18 protein-coding genes and 1 pseudogene are annotated in these 17,151 nt (G+C 60.5%); 12 read left to right on the top strand and 7 right to left on the bottom strand.

Features of this window, described 5'->3' with window-relative positions:
• Positions 1-215: 215 nt before the first annotated feature.
• The 7 genes from ACEWMW_RS08370 to ACEWMW_RS08340 are packed head-to-tail and all read left to right on the top strand — an operon-like array spanning position 216 to position 5,506.
• On the top strand, positions 216-956 hold the full coding sequence (locus ACEWMW_RS08370; RefSeq protein ID WP_409413425.1) for a response regulator transcription factor: 741 nt from the start codon (positions 216-218) through the stop codon (positions 954-956).
• A complete protein-coding gene (locus tag ACEWMW_RS08365; RefSeq protein ID WP_409413424.1) occupies positions 949-2,526 on the top strand; it encodes a sensor histidine kinase in 1,578 nt (525 codons plus the stop codon). Before ACEWMW_RS08370 ends, ACEWMW_RS08365 begins: the two co-directional genes overlap by 8 nt.
• Positions 2,523-2,948, top strand: coding sequence for an HPr kinase/phosphorylase (locus tag ACEWMW_RS08360; protein WP_409413423.1), 426 nt, complete (start codon positions 2,523-2,525; stop codon positions 2,946-2,948). Before ACEWMW_RS08365 ends, ACEWMW_RS08360 begins: the two co-directional genes overlap by 4 nt.
• A gap of 60 nt (positions 2,949-3,008) precedes the next feature.
• Positions 3,009-3,941: an RNase adapter RapZ gene (rapZ, locus tag ACEWMW_RS08355; RefSeq protein ID WP_409413422.1), complete on the top strand. Its 933-nt coding sequence runs from the start codon at positions 3,009-3,011 to the stop codon at positions 3,939-3,941.
• A gap of 34 nt (positions 3,942-3,975) precedes the next feature.
• A complete protein-coding gene (locus ACEWMW_RS08350) occupies positions 3,976-4,410 on the top strand; it encodes a PTS sugar transporter subunit IIA (protein WP_409413421.1) in 435 nt (144 codons plus the stop codon).
• Positions 4,407-4,688 (top strand): HPr family phosphocarrier protein, encoded by a 282-nt coding sequence (locus tag ACEWMW_RS08345; protein ID WP_409413420.1) that lies wholly within the window; start codon positions 4,407-4,409, stop codon positions 4,686-4,688. Before ACEWMW_RS08350 ends, ACEWMW_RS08345 begins: the two co-directional genes overlap by 4 nt.
• Positions 4,685-5,506 carry a TrmH family RNA methyltransferase gene (locus tag ACEWMW_RS08340; protein ID WP_409413419.1) on the top strand — a complete coding sequence of 274 codons (822 nt, stop codon included), beginning with the start codon at positions 4,685-4,687 and terminating at the stop codon, positions 5,504-5,506. Before ACEWMW_RS08345 ends, ACEWMW_RS08340 begins: the two co-directional genes overlap by 4 nt.
• A 12-nt stretch (positions 5,507-5,518) precedes the next feature.
• Here the strand turns inward: ACEWMW_RS08340 and ACEWMW_RS08335 are convergent, their stop codons facing one another.
• From ACEWMW_RS08335 to ACEWMW_RS08325, 3 genes are all read right to left on the bottom strand, one after another.
• Entirely contained in the window at positions 5,519-6,049 is a 531-nt protein-coding gene (locus tag ACEWMW_RS08335) for a dihydrofolate reductase family protein (protein WP_409413418.1), read from the bottom strand.
• Between the two features lie 133 nt (positions 6,050-6,182).
• Complete coding sequence (locus ACEWMW_RS08330; RefSeq protein ID WP_409413417.1) at positions 6,183-7,526, bottom strand: DNA recombination protein RmuC; 1,344 nt, start codon at positions 7,524-7,526, stop codon at positions 6,183-6,185.
• Positions 7,527-7,582: 56 nt separating this feature from the next.
• Positions 7,583-7,741, bottom strand: coding sequence for a hypothetical protein (locus ACEWMW_RS08325; protein WP_409413416.1), 159 nt, complete (start codon positions 7,739-7,741; stop codon positions 7,583-7,585).
• 391 nt (positions 7,742-8,132) lie between these two features.
• On the opposite strand from ACEWMW_RS08325, the gene ACEWMW_RS08320 reads away from it, so the two are divergent.
• Together ACEWMW_RS08320 and ACEWMW_RS08315 are read left to right on the top strand one after the other, a co-directional pair.
• The gene (locus ACEWMW_RS08320) at positions 8,133-8,531 is read left to right on the top strand and encodes a four-helix bundle copper-binding protein (protein WP_409413415.1); all 399 of its coding nucleotides are present in this window, start codon (positions 8,133-8,135) and stop codon (positions 8,529-8,531) included.
• A 16-nt stretch (positions 8,532-8,547) separates the two neighbouring features.
• Positions 8,548-8,811: pseudogene (locus ACEWMW_RS08315) on the top strand (YkvA family protein); the annotation flags it as partial.
• 5 nt (positions 8,812-8,816) lie between these two features.
• Here the strand turns inward: ACEWMW_RS08315 and ACEWMW_RS08310 are convergent.
• Both ACEWMW_RS08310 and recR read right to left on the bottom strand, forming a co-directional pair.
• Positions 8,817-9,386: a peptide deformylase gene (locus ACEWMW_RS08310; protein ID WP_409413414.1), complete on the bottom strand. Its 570-nt coding sequence runs from the start codon at positions 9,384-9,386 to the stop codon at positions 8,817-8,819.
• A 207-nt stretch (positions 9,387-9,593) separates the two neighbouring features.
• Positions 9,594-10,187: a recombination mediator RecR gene (gene recR / locus ACEWMW_RS08305; protein ID WP_409413413.1), complete on the bottom strand. Its 594-nt coding sequence runs from the start codon at positions 10,185-10,187 to the stop codon at positions 9,594-9,596.
• Positions 10,188-10,321: 134 nt separating this feature from the next.
• Here recR and fmt point away from each other — a divergent pair, with 134 nt between their 5' ends.
• Together fmt and truA are read left to right on the top strand one after the other, a co-directional pair.
• Complete coding sequence (gene fmt, locus ACEWMW_RS08300; RefSeq protein WP_409413412.1) at positions 10,322-11,230, top strand: methionyl-tRNA formyltransferase; 909 nt, start codon at positions 10,322-10,324, stop codon at positions 11,228-11,230.
• Positions 11,227-11,976, top strand: coding sequence for a tRNA pseudouridine(38-40) synthase TruA (gene truA, locus ACEWMW_RS08295; protein ID WP_409413411.1), 750 nt, complete (start codon positions 11,227-11,229; stop codon positions 11,974-11,976). Before fmt ends, truA begins: the two co-directional genes overlap by 4 nt.
• A 149-nt stretch (positions 11,977-12,125) precedes the next feature.
• Here the strand turns inward: truA and ACEWMW_RS08290 are convergent, their stop codons facing one another.
• Positions 12,126-13,700, bottom strand: a complete 1,575-nt coding sequence (locus ACEWMW_RS08290; RefSeq protein ID WP_409413410.1) for a M20/M25/M40 family metallo-hydrolase — start codon at positions 13,698-13,700, stop codon at positions 12,126-12,128.
• A gap of 184 nt (positions 13,701-13,884) precedes the next feature.
• Here ACEWMW_RS08290 and ACEWMW_RS08285 point away from each other — a divergent pair, with 184 nt between their 5' ends.
• A complete protein-coding gene (locus ACEWMW_RS08285) occupies positions 13,885-14,997 on the top strand; it encodes a zinc-binding dehydrogenase (protein WP_409413409.1) in 1,113 nt (370 codons plus the stop codon).
• A gap of 259 nt (positions 14,998-15,256) precedes the next feature.
• On the opposite strand, the gene ACEWMW_RS08280 is transcribed toward ACEWMW_RS08285, so the two are convergent.
• Positions 15,257-17,092, bottom strand: a complete 1,836-nt coding sequence (locus tag ACEWMW_RS08280; protein ID WP_409413408.1) for a DEAD/DEAH box helicase — start codon at positions 17,090-17,092, stop codon at positions 15,257-15,259.
• Positions 17,093-17,151 lie beyond the last annotated feature (59 nt).

The following is a 17,151-nucleotide window of genomic DNA, read 5'->3' as shown; positions in this document are numbered from 1 at the left end:
ACCGGAAATTGGGGGTGGCTGCACAGGCTTATAGCAGGTGCAAACTTGAGCGGGCACATACTGTTACCGCACTCCTGCGTCAAATTGACCGATGGTAACGTTCTCATTTGTGAATAGCGGGCACAACTCTGACAATCTGCCTCGCGCGTTGTCTCGTGGCGGCTTCCGCGCTAACCCGAGTCGCTACCGTAAGGAACGGGAATCGGAGCTTCGGATTGGCGAGCGAACCAACAGACGAAAAAGGTGAAACTGTCATCGCGCTGGTCGACGATGATCGTAACATTTTGACGACCGTTTCAATCGCTCTGCAGGCCGAGGGATTTGCCACCCGCGTTTATTCCGACGGTGAAACCGCATTGAAGGCGCTGTTGGAAAATCCGCCGGATCTCGGTGTGTTCGATATCAAGATGCCCCGTATGGACGGTATGGAGTTGCTCCGCCGACTGCGCGCGCATTCGCCGCTTCCCGTCATCTTCCTCACCAGCAAGGATGACGAGCAGGACGAGGAAGCCGGGCTGGAAATGGGGGCGGACGATTATATCTCCAAACCCTTCAGCCTGCGCCTGTTGCTTGCACGAATTCGCGCGATTCTGCGACGCCGCGACGTTCCCATCCCGGGTGAAAGTCGCAGCGAGGAGGACAGCGCGGCAAGCGAAGAGCTGGCTCGCGGCCGGCTCATTATGGACCCGGCCCGGCACCGCGTAACCTGGGATGGAAAACCCGTTTCGCTAACGGTGACCGAGTTCCTGATCCTCGAAGCGCTTGCTAGCCGTCCTGGCGTTATCAAGAGCCGCAATCAGCTGATGGACGCGGCATATCCAGATGACGTGTTTGTGGATGATCGGACGGTCGATAGCCATATCAAGCGGATGCGCCGCAAGTTCCGCTCGGTCGCGCCAGAGTTCTCGGCGATCGAAACCCTCTACGGTGCCGGCTACAGCTTCAGCGATGTCTGACGAGATCGCTCCGGAACGCGCGGAAACCAAGCCCGAGTCCTTGAGCTGGAGGCCAAATCTTTCGCTCACTACCAGGATCCTGGCGGTCAACATTCTCCCGCTCCTGCTGCTGGGCGGGGGCACTTTTTACCTCGACACCTACCGCACGCAATTGCTCGACGAGCGCTACAAGCTCGCACGGATCGAAGCGCAAATCACGGCAGAAGCGCTCGCCGGTGCCACCAAGACACGGCAGGAAGCGCTGCTGATCCAGATCGGCAAGGAACAGAACATGCGGCTGCGCATGTACGATGCCGAGGGGAGGCTGTGGGCCGACAGCTTCGAACTGGATCAACCGGCCTTCACTCTGGACGATCCTGAAGAGCTGCCGTGGCAGGAAGATTTCGCCCGAATTCTCGACCGTGCGGTCGACACGGTAGTCGGCGCGGAGCCGATCCCCGATTATATCGAGCCGGTAAGTTTGAACGCGGATGTCTGGCCCGAACTGCGCCGCGCCCGTGAAGAGGGTATCAGCCAGATCCAGTTGCGCGATGCCCCTGACGGAACGCCCGTAATCAATGCCGCAGCACCGGTCGGCATCCTTGGAGCAACCCTGCTCACGACACGCAATGCTACCGATATCACCGACAGTGTTCGCGCCGCGCGTACGACCTTGGGCACGGCAGTCGGATTGGCATTGCTGTTTTCGATCCTGTTATCGCTGTTCATGGCGAGGACGATCGTCCAGCCGCTCCGGACACTGGCCAAGTCAGCAATCCGTGTGCGTCTTGGGCGCGACCGGCAGGTGGTCGTTCCCCGTCTTCCTGAACGCGGCGACGAGATCGGCCTGCTGGCCCGCGCGGTCGCCGATATGACCGATGCACTGCGCAACCGGATCGATGCGGTCGAGAGTTTCGCCGCCGACGTCGCCCACGAAATCAAAAATCCCCTCGCCTCGCTGCGCAGCGCGATGGAATCGCTCTCGCGCGTGGAAGACCCCGAGCTGAGGCGCCAGCTGACCGATATCGCCGCACATGACGTGCGCCGGATCGACCGCCTTGTCTCGGAAATTTCCGATGCCAGCCGGATCGATGCCGAGCTTTCACGGGCGGTCTTCGAACCGGTGAAACTGGGCCTCTTGATCAGCAACATCCTCGGCACGCGGCAGGCCCGTGCCGAAAATGCCGGCCACCCGATCGAGTTTGAGGCGCCTGACTGGTCGAGCCAGGTCCTGGGTGTGCCGGCAAGGCTCGAGCGTGTCATCGAGAATCTGCTCGACAATGCAGTATCATTTTCGCCCGATAATGCGCCCGTAACAGTCGAGCTGAGCCGGGACCAGGATTGGATCGCCGTAACCATTTGCGACCAGGGACCCGGTATTCCGAAAGAAGAGCGCGACAAGGTTTTTCGCCGCTTCCATTCGGTGCGGCCCGATAACGAGGATTTTGGCCAGCATAGCGGCCTAGGCCTCGCTATAGCCCGCACTATCGCTGAAGCGCATGACGGGACGCTTTCCGCCTATCCCCGTGCAGACGGGAAATGCGGCGCTTGCTTGCGCTTCGAACTCCCTGCCGCCCCGCCGCGCACATGAGCGGATCGGAAGTATTTGCCGCCACCGGAGTGGCCATTGGCGGGCGTACGCTCTTGCTTGGAGGACCGTCAGGGTGCGGCAAGAGCACACTGGCAGCCAAGCTGATCGATCGCGGTGCGACATTGATCGGAGACGATGCGGTGACGCTTGAGATCTGCGACGGGATCTTGATCGCCTCTCCGCCGCCGAACATTGCCGGCAAGCTAGAGCTGCGAAATGTCGGACTCGTTGAGTATCCATGCACCAGCGCTCCCATCGCTCTGTTGCTGGAACTTTCAAGCGACGCCCTACGTTTCACCGAGCATGCCGGGCACAGAGAAATTTTCGGGCGCAACATCCCCGTCCTGTCATTCGATCCCTCCATTCCTGCAGCTGCAATCCGGGCAGAAAAGGCGCTCGAGCTTTTTGGCTTGCCTGCCTGATCCCGAAGGCTCATTCATAGCCATACGCCCCGGGTCGCGCTGGGAAGACATTGGCTGACTATGCCGGGTAATAATTCGTCTGAAGTCGAGCCGGAACAACAGGCAATCCTGCTCGTGACTGGCACTTCGGGCGCCGGAAAAACCACTGCCCTGCACACTCTGGAAGATCTCGGATGGGAAGTGATCGACAACTTTCCTGTCCGGCTGCTTGAACGTTTGATCGGCAAGAGCAAGTCGGCCGGTACTCCTCTAGCAATCGGCGTCGACAGCCGCACACGCGGTTTTGACCCAGTGAAGATCAACGATCTGATCGAGCGGTTGTCTCAGCGTGACGAACTGTCGATCGGTACACTGTTCGTCGATTGTGCGAGCAGCGAGCTTGAACGACGCTACAACGAAAACCGGCGACGCCACCCGATGGCACAAGGCCGCCCGGTGCTTGATGGGATTAAGGCAGAACGCGAGCTGCTCGAGCCGCTGCGCAGCGCGGCGGAATTGGTCATCGACACCACCGATTACTCGACCAACCAGTTACAGCAGGTGGTGCGCGACCGCTTCCAGGCCTCGGCGACCGAAGAGATGGTGATCACCGTCACCAGCTTCGGCTTTGCGCGCGGGATGCCGCCGCTCGCCGACCTCGTTTTCGACATGCGTTTCCTCGACAATCCCCATTGGGACGAGGCATTGCGCGAGCAAACCGGGCAGGATGAGGCAGTCGGCGCCTATATCGAGAGAGACGAAGCCTTCGCCCCCGCGTTCGAGCGCATCCGAGACCTGCTGTTGTTCCTGATCCCGCAATACCGCGAGGAAGGGCGCAGCTATCTCAATATTGCCTTCGGCTGTACAGGCGGCAGGCACCGCTCGGTCTTCACGGCTGAGCGCATGGCTCAGGTCTTGCGCGATGAAGGATTTTCGCCCACTGTCCTGCATCGCAATCTGGCCACAAGGGCTGCCGACCAGCTTGAATTGCCGCGCAGGCAGGCAAACAGATAGAGACCCACCCCATGTTCGCAGCTACCAGAATCGCATGATCGGCCTGATTCTCGTCACCCATGGCGATCTCGCCAAGCATTTCGTAGATGCGATGGAGCACGTGGTCGGCGCGCAAGACAAAATCGCGACCATCTGCATCGGTCCCGAAGACGATATGGAGCGCCGCCGCAAGGAGATCGCCCGCGCCATTGTCGACGTCGATTCGGGGGAGGGGGTTATCATCCTCACCGACCTGTTCGGCGGGACGCCATCCAATCTCGCGATTTCGCTGCTCGAAGCGGGGCGCGTTGAGGTTATTGCCGGAATCAACCTGCCGATGCTGATCCGCCTCGGCGGTGCGCGCAAATGCATGGGCGTCACGGAAGCGGTAGAAGCCGGGCGCGATGCCGGGCAAAACTACATCACCATTGCGTCCGAGTTCCTTGGTGAGCGGCCCCGTCCGGAGCGGCGGAAGGCCGAAGCATCGTGAGCGCAGCGCGGCGCGAAGTCACCATCGTCAACCAGCGCGGCCTGCATGCGCGGGCGAGCGCCAAGTTTGTCGGAGCCGTGGCCGAGCTTGATGACAGCGTCTCGGTCAAGGTTGCCAAAGGCGGCAATGAAGCGGTCGGCGGATCGATTCTCGGACTGATGATGCTGGGCGCCGCGAAGGGCGATATAGTCGAGATCATCGTCGAAGGTGAAGACCAAGACACCATCCTCGAGGAATTGTGCAGCATGGTAGAAGACGGCTTCGGCGAAGAGAAATGACGTCGGCACCACGCCGAGAGATTACCGGCTTTTCCAACCCTACCGTCAAGTTCATTCGCAGCCTGCGCGAGAAAAAGCATCGCAAGACCTCGGCAAAATTCCTGGTTGAAGGATTACGGCTCCTGACTGACGCGCGCGAGAGCGGTTATCTTCCTGAAATACTTATTCTTTCAACCGCGCGCGAACCGCATCCACTGCTCGAAAAGCTTGAGATAGACCTAGGGCAGACGGGCGCAGATGTCATCGAGACCTCGCCAGACATCCTGGCCAAGATTACAGGTAAGTCCAATCCGCAAGCAGTTGCGGGGGTATTTGCGGAGTTCGACACTTCGCTGGATACGATCGACCGCAGCTCAGCCTATATCTGGCTGGTGGCGCAGGACTTGCGCGATCCCGGAAATCTCGGGACCATGCTGCGCACCGGCGATGCTGTCGGGGCCGGCGGACTGATCCTGATCGACGATTGTGCCGACCCTTTTTCGGTTGAAGCCGTGCGGGCGAGCATGGGCGCGATTTTCACGCAGAAACTCGCCAAGGCCCGATGGGACGAATTCCTGCCTTGGCTCCGTTCCGGAAAGAACGGTGCCCCGGGCCAACTCGTCGCGGCATCGTTGCGCGATGCGGTGCCCTATCGCGGCGCGCCCTATCAGGCGCCCTGTTTCCTCCTCGTCGGCAACGAATCGCAAGGCCTGCCGGAAGACTATGAGGCCGCCTGCGACTTGCGCGTTACCATGCCGATGAAGGGCCGCGCAGATTCGCTCAATGCGGCAATGGCTGGCGCGGTGCTGGCGTACGAAGTGCTGGCGAGTTTCGATTAGATATCTGGCACCCTAGCCAATTGCAAATTCCTGAAAAACGTACCCGCCCGGATACTCGCGGGTTTCGATGTGCGAGAGTTCCGCAGGGCTCACCGCATGCTCAAGCATTCGGGTGCCGCCTCCCAGGACAATCGGCGCACGCTTCAACCGTAGCCGGTCAATCAACCCAAAGCCGAGCAATGAGGCTGCAAACGCCCCGCCACCCACCAGATAGACCGGCCCATTCGCTTCGTCCCTGATTCTTGCCACGGCCTCGCCGTCGGCATAGCCGCGGGCTTCGACATCGCTGATACCGCCCAACTCTAATGTCTCGGAGAAGACGATGGTCCGCATATGCGGATAGGGGTTCTCGCCGGGCTTCATCCCGAAGCGATAGCCGAATTCATAAGTCGCTTTGCCCATGATTGCAGTGGAGTAACCTGCCAGCCGTTCGAGATAGTCATCGACTACCGGGCCTTCCTGAGGAAAAGAAGAGATGTCCCCATCGGGGCCGGAGATATAGCCGTCGATCGACACGGCAACGTCGTAGATAATCGGATGCATGATGCGCCTCGCAAGAATTATGTATTTGGTCTGGTCTGCGAGACTAGATGATCATCGTTCCGATCCTTCTTTGAACGGGCCATGTGGCTAGCGGCGCCTTGCGGTGACCGCAAGAGCGCGCGCAAGCAGCCGCCTACTCCGCTGCTTCTTCGCCCTTTTCGATCAGCAGGTCTTCGGAAGTGTAGCGCGGCGCGCCTTCGACCAGCGGGACATCCTCGATCTCTCGCTTGCCGATTTCGATTCCCTTCTCCGCCAGCCGCTTGCCTGACGAGAGAACGTTGCGTTCAAAACTGCCGACGAACTTGTTGTAATTGTTGACCGCGCTTTCGAGACCGCCGCCGACGCGCTTGAGGTGTTCGGCCGCAGTCGCCAGACGCTCGTACAGTTCCGCACCCATGCGGCCGATCTCCTGTGCCTCGCGCGCAAGGCCATCCTGCCGCCAGACTTGCGCCACCGTACGCGCGATGGCGACGAGGTTGGTAGGAGTGGCGAGCAATACCCGGCGTTCAAAAGCAAAGTCCCATAGCTGAGGATCGGCGTCCAAGGCGGCAGTGACAAAATGCTCGCCAGGAATGAACATGATGACGTAATCGGGCGCTTCTTCGAACTGGCTCTGGTAGCTTTTCGCGCTCAAGGTCTGGACGTGGTTGCGCATGGATTTGGCGTGCGCTTCCAGCTCGCGCTTGCGCGTGTCGTCGTCATCCGCCTCGAAGGCGGCTTGATAGGCGTTCAACGAAACCTTGGAATCGATCACGAGCTTCTTTTGGCCCGGCACGTTGATGATTGCGTCGGGACGCAATCGGCCCTCCTCGGTCTCAACCGAATGCTCCATCACGAAATCGGTGTGCTGTGCCAGACCACATTGTTCGAGCACGTTCTGCAGCGCCCGCTCGCCCCAGCGCCCGCGCGCCTTGGGCGCATTTGTAAGCGAGTTGCCCAGCCGCTGCGCTTCGCGCCGCACTTCTTCCTGTCCGTCGCGCATCGACTGGATCAGCCCGGCGAGCTGGCCGAAGGCATCGGTGCGCTTCTCTTCAAGATCAGCAACCTGCTTCTCGTATTTCGCCAGTTTCTCACCGACGGGAGTGAGCAGTGCCTTGATTTTGGCCTCGCCCGCATCTTCGGATTGCTTGAAGCGCTCTTCGGCGCGCTTGAGGAACTCTTCCTGGCTGCGCGAGAGAACTTCGCCACCGACCGCCTTGAATTGGGCGAGCATTTCCTCGCGCGCCTCGCGCATCTGCTCGATCTGCTTGTCGAAATTGGCGGCATTGGCCTTGAGCGTGGCAAGCTCGATCCGGGCATCGCCCAATTCGGCAATCGCGGTCTTGAATTCGTCCTCCTTCTCGTCAGCGAAATCTTCCGCACCGGCGAGGCGCAACTCAAGCTCACCAATTCTTCGAGCGGCGAAAAACCACGTCGCCCCTCCACCTAGGCAAAGCCCCAGGACCAGGGCGACCATTGGCAGCAACTGACTGTCCATAATCTTTCTCCGAACCGCTGTGGTGGCGGGACTACACCCGCCACCCTGCGGCTGAATCATTTGGTGGCGTACCACCATTGAAAGTTAGCCTCTGCTTCTTCGGCGGTCGGGAAACCGACCAGCGACTGGCACAAACAGGTCACGCCGTCTGAAGACAACAAGACCCAGTAGCAGAGTTCATCGATCCAGCGCAGCACGTGAGGTGGACAGAACATATCTGTCTCCATGTGCTTGCTGTTGGATTTTACGTGGCGGCCGTCAGTGAAGCTTTGAAACGAAGATCTACGGTTTCGGACCCGCTATGTCTCTGCCTTCTTTCGGGCATTCTGACAGGCAAGGCCTTACTCTCGTCGGTTCGTTCGCGCATGTGAGCGACACGCCAGCAGTTTTGAGTTTATTCGCCCTCGCGGCGTTTCAGGCAATCGTAAAGCACCTCCGACTCAGGTAGAACGGAGTAAAAACGTGCCACATCGTCACTGATTCTCCAACCGAGGCGTTCTCATCACCTTGTGGATACTGGGGATCGGGCAATGACACGCCGCCCAAGCACCCTTAGGAACAATCCCCACTCTCATACGCTGAAGTCTCCAGAAGGAGAAAAAGCCTATGTCGATCAAAGAGATGATCAAGGAACATCCCCAGGTTGGTGCGGACTATACCGTGGAACTGGGCGAAGCGATCCGCCACGCGATGTATTGCGCGGCGATCTGCAACAGCTGCGCCGATGCCTGCAGCGCCGAGCCGATGGACATGTCGGACTGCGTACGCAAATGCATGGACTGCTCAGATATCTGCACCGCCTTCACCCGCATCGCCAGCCGCCGCACCGGAGGCAATGTCACGGTAATCAAGTCGCTGCTCGAAGCCTGCATCATCGCCTGCAAGGTCTGCGCGGAAGAGTGCGCCAAGCACGACAACGCGCACTGCAAGCGCTGCGAGCAGATGTGCCGCGAGTGCTTCGAAGATTGTGTGAAGGCGCGCGATACAATGTTGGAAGCTGCTTGAGATCATGACTCGGGGGCGGCTGCGCCAATGGTCTGCCGAATTGCGGCTCGAAGCATCCGCCCTCACTTTGGCTGCGCGCGATCCGCGTACGCCGCGCGCCGCCAAATGGCTGGCGGCAGGCTCGATTGCCTATGCCCTGTCGCCGATCGACCTGATCCCGGATTTCATTCCGGTGCTGGGCCAACTTGACGACCTCATCCTTGTGCCCGCCGGACTATGGCTGGCGCGGCGGTTGATACCGGAAGACTTGATGGAAGAGTTTCGCGCCGAAGCGAGCGCCAAGCGCTAGGCCGCGCGAAGTTTCTGCAATTTCTTGAGCGCCATTTGCCGCTTAAGCCGGCTCAGGTGGTCGATAAACAGGATACCTTCGAGGTGGTCCATCTCGTGCTGGATGCAGGTGGCCATGAGGCCTTCCATGTCCTCCTCATGAGTCTCCCCATCCAGGTCTTTCCAGCGCACGCGGCAGGTCGCCGGACGATCGACATCGGCGTAGATCTCAGGGACCGACAGGCAGCCCTCCGAATAGGTCGCGAGGTCTTCTGCCGGATCGAGAATCTCCGGATTGATGAAGATGCGCGGCTCTTTCTTGAGCGGATAATGCACGTGCTCATGGCCGTCATGATCGCACGGCTCGGGCTCGGCATCCCGGTCTTCCGGCTGCAAATCGATCACCAGGATGCGCTTGGGCACACCGACCTGGATCGCGGCAAGGCCAATGCCATGCGCGGCGTACATGGTTTCGAACATGTCATCGACCAGCGTCCTCAGCTCATCGTTGAACTCGTCATCGGAAACCGGTTCGGACACGGTCTTTAGCCGGGGATCCGGCACTTCGAGAATTTCGCGTATAGCCATGGGGGGAGTAGATAGTATTCTACGCGCGACGTTTCAATCGTGAGAGTCTTTGTTTCGATGCGGAAAACGCGTCCGCGCTTCCCTCGGCTGTTCCAGCCCTCTCCCCCTCCCAACCACCCATGCCACTATACTGTTTGGGTGGTTGGGAGGGGGAGTCGGGCTGGAACCGGGCGCAGCGACTGACATCGTCAGTCGCGTACGACGCGACTAAACAGGCCGCCTTGCGCGTAACGCCTGCGCCAAAGTCCCCTCGTCGAGGTAGTCCAGCTCGCCGCCCACCGGCAGGCCGTGCGCCAGCTGGGTGATGCGCACCGGATAATCCTCCAACCGCTCAGCGATGTAATGCGCGGTGGTCTGCCCTTCGAGCGTGGCGTTCATTGCCAGCACCACTTCGTCGATCCCGCCCTCGCCCACGCGGGCAAGCAGTGAAGCGATGTTGAGGTCTTCGGGCCGCACGCCGTCGAGCGCGGAAAGCTTGCCGCCCAGCACATGATAGCGCCCGGTAAAGAGCTTGGCACGGTCGAGCGCCCACAGATCAGCGACATCCTCGACCACGCACAGCGACTTGAGATCACGCTTGGTATCGGCGCAAACACCGCAAGGATCGCGCGTATCGACATTGCCGCAGGTCTGGCACTCGACCAGCGTATCGCGCACCGTTGCGAGCGCCTCGACGAGCTGGCTGAGCGAGCTGTCGCGGCGCTTCACAAGCCAAAGCACAGCGCGCCGCGCCGAGCGCGGTCCAAGCCCGGGCAACCGCGCCAGCGCGGATGTCAGCACTTCGATCTCTTGCGATGCCATTTGCTTGCCTTAGACCGTTCGGGCTGAGCTTGTCGACGCGGAGCGGGCCAAAGGCCAACCCCTGCCCTTTCTTTTTCCCTCACTAAAAGTAAGGACGACGCTTCGACAGGCTCAGGGTGAACGGTTTTCTTCCAATGCGCATAATCTTCATGGGAACGCCCGGGTTCGCGGTGCCGACGCTCAAAGCGCTGGTCGAGGCCGCGCACGAAGTCGTGTGCGTCTATACGCAGCCGCCGCGCCCTGGCGGGCGGCGCGGTCGCGAGCTGGTCGAAACCCCAGTGCACCAGGCGGCCCAGCGGTTGGGGATCGAAGTGCGAACGCCGAAGTCGCTCAGGAACGACGAAGCGCAGGAGGAATTTGCCGCGCTGGAGGCGGACCTCGCAGTGGTCGCCGCTTATGGCTTGATCCTGCCGCAACCTATCCTCGATGCGCCGAAGTACGGCTGCCTCAATGTCCATGCTTCGCTGCTCCCGGCCTGGCGCGGTGCGGCGCCGATCCAGCGCGCGATCCTTGCGGGAGATCCCGTCACCGGCATTACCATCATGCAGATGGAAGCAGGGCTCGATACCGGGCCGATGATCGCCACTGCGCGCACGCCGATCGAGGACAAGACCGCAGGCGAGCTAACCGAGGAATTGGCCGAAATCGGCGCGCAGCTGATGGTCGGCACTCTGATCGACCTGCCCGCGCTGCAGGCGATCGAACAGGATCATGCGGGCGCGAGCTATGCGAAGAAGATCGACAAGGCCGAAGCGCGGATCGACTTTTCCAAGGACGCGGAGTTTGTCGAGCGGCAGGTGCGTGCCTTTGCCCCTGTGCCGGGCGCGTGGTTCGAACTGGGCGGCGAACGGGTAAAAGTCTTCGCAGCCGAGATCGTCTCGGGAGAAGGCGCTCCCGGAACGACGCTCGATGACCGGCTCACCATCGCCTGCGGATCAGGCGCAATCCGCCCCACCCGCGTCCAGCGCGCGGGCAAACCGGCAATGGATGTCGCAGACTTCCTGCGCGGTTCGCCGGTCGCGGAAGGGACTCAGCTCGGGTGACCCGTTTCGCACTCACGATCGAATTCGACGGCACGCCGTTCATGGGGCTGCAGCGCCAGCCGCACGGGCCGAGCGTGCAGCAATCGATCGAGGACGCGATGCGGGCGGTGACAGGCGAAGAGGCCGCGCTCTTCTCCGCCGGGCGAACCGATACCGGGGTCCATGCGCTCGCCATGCGCAGCCATGTCGATATCGAGAAAGCGATCGAGCCATTCCGCCTGATGGAAGCACTCAACGCGCATCTCCGGCCCGATCCGATTGCGGTGCTGGCTTGCGAGGTAGTCGGCGAGGATTGGCATGCACGCTTTTCCTGCACCGGACGGCGATATGTCTACAAGATCGCCAATCGCCGCGCTCCACTCACGCTGGAGAAGAACCGCTTGTGGCAAGTCGCCCCTCCCCTCGATGCGGAGGCGATGCACCGCGCCGCGCAGGCGCTGGTCGGGCGGCATGATTTTACCACTTTCCGGTCGGCCCATTGTCAGGCGAAAGACCCGGTCAAGACGCTGGACCGGCTCGATGTCGAGCTGGCCAAAAAAGAATGGGGTGACGAAATCCACATCCACGCCCAGGCGCGCAGCTTCCTGCATCACCAGGTGCGCTCAATGGTCGGTTGTCTCAAGCTGGTCGGGCAAGGGACATGGAGCGAAAAGCAGATCGGCGAAGCGCTGGAAGCGCGCGACCGACACGCGCTGGGTCTCAACGCCCCGCCCCACGGCCTCTATTTTGTCGAGGCGATTTACTAGGGGAGCACAGGCTGGTCCGATATTAAGATGCTGATGTGACGAAAACAGTGGATTTTCGTGAACCGGAGCGCAGCGACCTTCTCGGTCGTGAGCACCGGAAGCGCGGAAATTGACTGTTTGCAGGCCATCAGGGCTGAATGACGCCCAGCCTAGTCCTCCATCGGGCCGCCAAAGGTGGTGCCGAAGAAGTCACCTTTCTTCCATTTGGGCGTCTCGTCCATATTCGCGATACCCTTGACCACCTGCACATTCACCGCGGTGAAACGCGCGAGCTGCGTGTAGTCGATCCGATGCGCTTCATCGGATGGCTTGTGATAATGTTCGCGGACGAACTCCGGCACTGCGACATCGCCGCCATTGCCGAAACCCGTGTCCAGATAGACCGCCGGGATACCCTGCCTCACAAAGCTGTATTGGTCTGAGCGGGTGAAATAACCCTCTTCAGGAAGCGGATCGGGCGTGAGTGTCAGCCCTGCATCCTTCACCGCTTTCTGGACGGCCGGAAGCATTGTTGAGCGCTCTGCGCCAAATGCGACAACGTCTGAAAACTCGTAGGTCAACACAGGCATATCGAGATTGACGTTGGCGACCAGCTTCTGGCCCTCTTCGAGTACCGGATACCGCGCGAAGTAGTCCGAACCGCGTAGACCCTTCTCTTCCGCTGTCAGGGCAAGGAACAGGACGGTGCGGCGCGGTGGCTCTTCTACAAGCAGACGCGCAACTTCCATGATTGCAACCGTGCCGCTGGCATTGTCCATCGCGCCGTTGAATATCTCGTCGTCACCCTCTTCCTCGGTCGGCTGGATCCCGACATGATCGAGGTGCGCAGTGACCACCACCACTTCATGCGCCAGCTTGGGATCGCTGCCGGGCAGCACGCCGATAACATTGGGGCTACTGGTAGTTTCGATCTCGTTGGCGAAGGTGATCCGCGCACGCGCGCCCATTTCGAAACCGGGCAGCGGCAGGCTCGGGTCGGCTTCCGCGGCAACCACCTGTTCCCAGCTCACCGGCTGGCCAGCGAACAGTGCCTCCGAAACCGCAGGGCTTACAATTGCCGAAGCTTTGAGATTGGGCGCGGAGCTGTGCACTGCCCCATCGGGACCGATCCAGGCCATACTGGTCGAATGACTGGACAGGACTTCCTTGGCCGCCTCCCAGGAGAAACGCTCCTCGCGCGCCGGTGACCACAGCGAGATCGCCCCGATCGCGCCGCGTTCGGAAAGCCGCTGACCCTGCGTTGAACCGAAGTGCGCGCTTTCCTCGGTATTCAGGCCCTTTGGCGCGCCTCCCAGCGTGACCGCGATCTTGCCATCAAGATCGACACCGAGGAAGTCATCGCGTTCATAGCCGCTCCCCGCGAAACCGAACCCGACGAACACCAGCTCGCCTTCGATTGCGCCATCTGTCATCCGCGGAGTGCCGGAAGCGGAGTAATCCTCGACTGCCACCAGTCCGCCGATACCCGCAATTCCATCGATATTCAGGGTGTTGGCCTCATCTCCCGCGCTACGATAGCTCGCGAAAGGTATACTTTGGAAATAGGTGCCATTGGCCGAAGTCTGCAGACCGATTGCGGCAAAATGCCCGGCCACATAGCCCGCCGCCACGTCGTACCCTTGCGTTCCCGCTTCCCTGCCCTCCAATGAATCATGGGCAAGAACCTGCATGTCCGCTTCCAGCCGCTCGACCGAAGGCTCGGCCTCGTGAGCCGCGGTCGTCATGGGCGCGAGGAAAAAGGCGGATGCGCAAAGAAGCAAGGTACGTTTCATGGATGCAGTCTCCGATTTCCAAGGCGCGATACGTCAGCCTTCGATAAACGCAAGCCCCCTGCCCACAGACAGTCCTTGATCGCAACCCATCAATCGACCATCAGTCGATTCAACCAGTCGAACGAGGAGAATTTCAATGAGCACCACCGGCAAGCAACTTTTCACCACGCTGACTTCGGATGGGACGCTCACGGTCGAGATCGTCGACAGCGAATTTCCCGACCCCACTGGCAACCAGGTCCTCGTCAAGATGGAGGCGGCACCGATCAACCCGTCCGATCTGGCCATCCTCACTGGGGCGGCCGATTTCGAGAATGCCGAATATTCGCCGGGCAAGGTCGTCGCCAACATGCCTGAACCGTTCAATTCCGCTGCCAAGGCGCGCCATGACCAGCGGCTGCCTGCTGGTAACGAAGGTGCGGGTACAGTGGTTGCGACGGGCGATTCTGACATGGCCAAGGCGCTGATGGGCCAGCGTGTGGCCTGCGTTCCCGGCAATGCTTTCAGCCAATACGCCATTGCGGACGCGGCGATGTGCCTGCCGCTCGGCGACCATTCTTCAGAAGAAGGTGCATCAAGCTTCGTCAATCCGATGACCGCGCTGGGCTTTGCCGAGAACGCACGGATGGATGGTCAGAAGGCTATTCTCCACACCGTCGGCGCATCGAACCTGGGCCAGATGCTGGTCAAGATCTGCCAGGAAGACGATCTCGCGCTGGTCAATATCGTGCGCAAGCAGGACCAAGTCGACTTGCTCAAGGGTCTTGGCGCGGAGCATGTTGTTAACTCATCAGACGATGATTTCATGGACCAGCTCAAGAGCGCGATCGACACGACCGACGCTTTCTACGGCTTTGATCCGATCGGCGGCGGTAAGATGATAGACAGTTGCTTCAAGGCAATGGAGCAAGTCGCGGTTTCGAAGATGACAGAATATTCCCGTTACGGTTCCAACCAGGCGAAGCGCATGTTCATTTACGGCCGCCTCGACTTCGCTCCGACCACGCTGACGCCCTCATATGGCTTTGGCTGGACACTATCGGGCTGGCTGCTGACGCCGTTCCTGCAGCAGGCAGGGATGGAAACGATGATGCGGATGCGCCAGCGCGTGATCGACAACCTGACGACGACCTTTGCCAGCAGCTACAAGACCAAGGTCGACCTCGAAGCGATGCTGACGAAAGACGCGATCCTCGACTATCGCCAGATGAAAACCGGCGAGAAATATCTCGTTACGCCGTGGGGATGAGCCCGGTGGCATCTACTCGCCACTGATTGCACCAGCCGCGGCGCCCGGCACCGGCCCGAAGGACGCGGATCATGGGTCTCAATTAATCGATTGACCATTTGCGGCTGTCTGCGGATGGGATGCTTTGGGCCATGAATTTGAGGTATGTGGCCTCCGGCAGCCGGCAAGATCTGCGCAAACTTGCAAGATGTCGAACAGTAGGAGCGCCTCACAGCGACTCCGGACGAGGCTCTCTCTACCGCTGCTTCGATCCGGGCGCTTAACCTTGTGGTGGCCCCTTGGCTTTGCCCGCGGCCTTACCCTTGCCTTTACCCTTGAAACCGGATTTGGGCTTACCCGATCGGGATTTGCCACCGTCGGGCCGGGATGCGTCTTTCTTCCCACCTTTGGAAGCAAAACGAGGCTTGCCGCCGTTCCCTTTACGGAACGGCTTGGCGCGCACATCTGCTCCGCCATGCTTGCGGTTGTTGCGCGCTTCGATCCGCGGACCTTCAGGCGACTCTTTGATCTCGATCGCGTCCTGTTCGTCCTCGCTGGACGCGGTACGTAGCAGGGTTTCCGCGAACTTGGCTGCAATCGCGCGAGGGACCTGAAACCAGGATTCGTTGGGACCGACGCGAATAGCGCCGATTTCGTTGCGCGTGATATGGCCGCGGCGGCAGATGAGCGGCAAGATCCAGCGTGGTTCGGCGTTCTGGCGGCGGCCAATACCCATCTTGAACCAGACTATGTCCTCAAAACCCGGGCGGTGGCGCTCTGCTTTCGCTCTTTCGCGCGCCTCGGGCGTGTTGGCGAGCAGTTCTTCAGGTTGCGGCATCTTCGCCCGGTGCGCCTGCACAAGCGCCGCGGCTATGTCCTCCGCAGGAAGCCGCTCCATTAGCTCTGTTGCAATGGCGCGGTCATCATCTTCATAGTCGGCCGGTGCCGTGAGCTTTTCCATCAGGCGCGCATGGTCTTTCTTGCGGATCGCCTCGGGCGTCGGTGCGTCGATCCATTTGGCTTCGATCTTCGCGCCGCGCAGCATACTTTCGACGCGCTTGCGGCGATTGTAGGGGACGATAATCGCCGCAGTGCCCTTCTTGCCCGCGCGGCCGGTACGGCCAGAGCGGTGCTGCAGCGTTTCGGCGTCGCGCGGCGTTTCGACATGGATGACCAAGCTTAGCGTCGGCAAGTCGAGGCCGCGTGCGGCGACATCAGTGGCGACGCACACGCGGGCACGCCGATCACGCATGGCTTGCAAAGCCTGATTGCGTTCTTGCTGCGAGTGCTCACCGGACAGCGCGACCACGCCGAAGCCACGATTTTGCAAAGTGGCGTGGAGCCGCCGGACACTGTCGCGAGTGGCGCAGAAACAGATAGCGGATTCGGCCTCATGAAAGCGCAGCAGATTGACGACGGCGTTCTCGATTTCGGACGGACCGACGCTGATTGCCTGGTAGTCGATATCGCCGTGCCCGCGATCATTACCTGCCAGCGAGAGCCGGAGCGCGTTTGACTGGTATCGCTCTGCTAACCGAACGATTGCACGCGGCATGGTGGCAGAAAATAGCAGAGTGCGGCGGGTGTCAGGAGTTGCGTCGAGGATTTCCTCGAGATCGTCGCGAAAGCCCATGTCGAGCATTTCGTCCGCCTCATCCAGGACAACACCTATCAGCCCCGACAAGTCGAGCGCGCCGCGTTCGAGATGGTCTCTCAGCCGGCCTGGCGTGCCGACCACAATGGCCGGCCCCGAGCGCAAGGCGCGCCTTTCCTTGCTGGCATCCATCCCTCCGACGCAGGTCGCGATCTGCATCCCGGCCTTGGCGTAGAGCCAGCCGAGTTCCCGGCTGACTTGCAGGGCCAGTTCACGCGTGGGCGCGATAACGAGAGCAAGCGGTTTTTCGGTTAGCGGCGTCCCGCGGATCTCGCCGAGCAGTTGCTCCGCCAAAGCAATACCAAAGGCAACCGTTTTACCCGATCCGGTCTGCGCCGAGACGATCAGATCACGTCCGGCAGAATCAGGAGCAATTGTAGCCGCTTGAACAGGTGTGGGTTCGGTATAGCCGCGGGCGGCAAGGGCTTCTCCGATAATCGGAGGAAGAGTTTCAAAAGACATGCATTTTCGCTTGAAAAAGAGCGCAAAAAATGGCGCCGGGGAAAGAAGTATGTGAGGAT

Source organism: Litorerythrobacter xanthomarinus (assembly GCF_046254955.1).
GTDB lineage: Bacteria > Pseudomonadota > Alphaproteobacteria > Sphingomonadales > Sphingomonadaceae > Qipengyuania_C.
Note: the sequence above shows the minus strand (reverse complement) of the source record. Positions and strands in the feature narration are given on the sequence as shown.